This window comes from Streptomyces sp. SBT349 (genome assembly GCF_001083795.1).
GTDB lineage: Bacteria > Actinomycetota > Actinomycetes > Streptomycetales > Streptomycetaceae > Streptomyces.
Genome location: NZ_LAVK01000644.1, coordinates 1 through 1,694, shown reverse-complemented (window position 1 = coordinate 1,694; position 1,694 = coordinate 1). Strand labels below are relative to the sequence as shown.

Here is a 1,694-nt window from a genome sequence, read left to right as displayed (position 1 = left end):
CGGCTGTGTCGCGAGCAGGGCATCAACCGCACCGGCATGGACCAGCTCGGCGCGGCGGATCGGGGTGGACTACGCCTCGCACGGTCCGCAGGTGGAGGAGATCCGCGAGGAGCTGCTGCGGGCCCTGGCGGGTGTGGTGCCGGTGTCGTCGCGGGTGGCGTTCTACTCCACGGTGACGGGTGAGGTGGTGGACACCGCCACCCTCGACGCCGGGTACTGGGTGCGGAACCTGCGCGAGCCGGTGCGGTTCGCTCCGGTGGTGGCGGCGTTGGCGCAGGCGGGTGCGGGGGTGTTCATCGAGGCCAGCCCTCATCCGGTGCTGATCGCCGGGATCGGTGACACGCTGGCGGAGGCGGGGGCTCAGTGCGCGGTGGTGGAGACCCTGCGCCGGGATCAGGGCGGGATGGCACGGTTCCTGGCTAGTGCCGCACAGGCCCACGTTCACGGGGTGGACCTGGACTGGAACGCGATCTTCCCCGGCGACCACCCCCGCCACGTCACCCTGCCCACCTACGCCTTCCAGCGGGAGCGGTACTGGCTGGACGCCGGTCGTTCGCGCGGCGCAGGAGACGTACGAGGGCTCGGGCTCGGAGCGGCGGACCATCCTCTGCTGGGGGCGGCGGTGGGGATGGCCGACAGCGACGAGTGGCTGCTGACGGGTTGGCTGTCGCTGTCGACGCATCCCTGGCTGGCCGATCACGCCGTCCACGGAACCGTTCTCGTGCCGGGGACCGCATTGGTGGACCTGGTGATCCGCGCCGGCGACGAGGTCGGCTGCGACGAGATCGAGGAACTCACCCTTCAGGCACCTTTGCTCCTGCCGGAGCGTGGAGGGGTTCAGATTCAGGTGCGGGTGAGGGCTGGAGAGCCGGATGGCCGTCGTGAGGCGATGGTCTACTCCCGGCTGGCTGAGGAGGATATCGATCATCCCTGGACGTGTCATGCGGTGGCGGTGTTGGTGGGGGGTGCTTCGGGCCGGGGTTCGGATGTGTGGGATGCGGGTGGTGTGTGGCCTCCGGTGGGTGCTCGGCCGGTGGATGTGGAGGGCTTTTATGAGGGTCTTGCCGGGCGTGGTTATGCCTATGGTCCGGCGTTCCAGGGGTTGAGGGCGGCGTGGCGTGGGTCGGGTGGGGAGTTGTTCGCGGAGGTGGTGCTGCCGGAGGAGCTGCGCCAGGACGCCGGGCGGTTCGGGATCCATCCCGCCCTGCTCGACGCCGCGCTTCAGGTGTCGCTGCTGGGCACTGGAGCAGGAGACGGCGAAGACGGGCAAACCCGGCTCGTTTTCGCCTTCCGTGGTGTTCGGCTGTTGGCGTCTGGTGCTGGCGCGGTGCGGGTGCGTCTGACGGGTGTTGGCGGTGATGCGGTGCGGGTTGAGTTGGCTGATTCGGTGGGTGAGCTGGTGGCTGTGGTGGGTTCGATGGTGGCGCGGTCGGTGGATGTGGGGTTGTTGGGGGTGGTGGATTCGGGTGTGGGTGAGTCGTTGTTCGGGGTGGAGTGGGTGGAGCTGGCTGGTGGTGCTGCTGGGGATAGCGCTGAGGTGAGTGGGGGGGTGTGGGTGGTGGTGGGTTCGGAGTCGGTGGTTGAGGGGTTGGTTGTGGATGGGGTGGAGGTGGTGCGGTTTGCGGATATGGGGTCGTTGGGTCGTGCGGTGGAGTTGGGGGAGGTTGTTCCGGGGGTGGTGGTGTGGTGTGTGG

1 protein-coding gene is annotated in these 1,694 nt (G+C 68.9%); it reads left to right on the top strand.

Features of this window, described 5'->3' with window-relative positions:
• Positions 1 to 91: 91 nt before the first annotated feature.
• A partial coding sequence (locus tag ADY01_RS35480; RefSeq protein WP_234320548.1) for an acyltransferase domain-containing protein occupies positions 92 to 1,694 on the top strand: 1,603 nt, incomplete at its 3' end.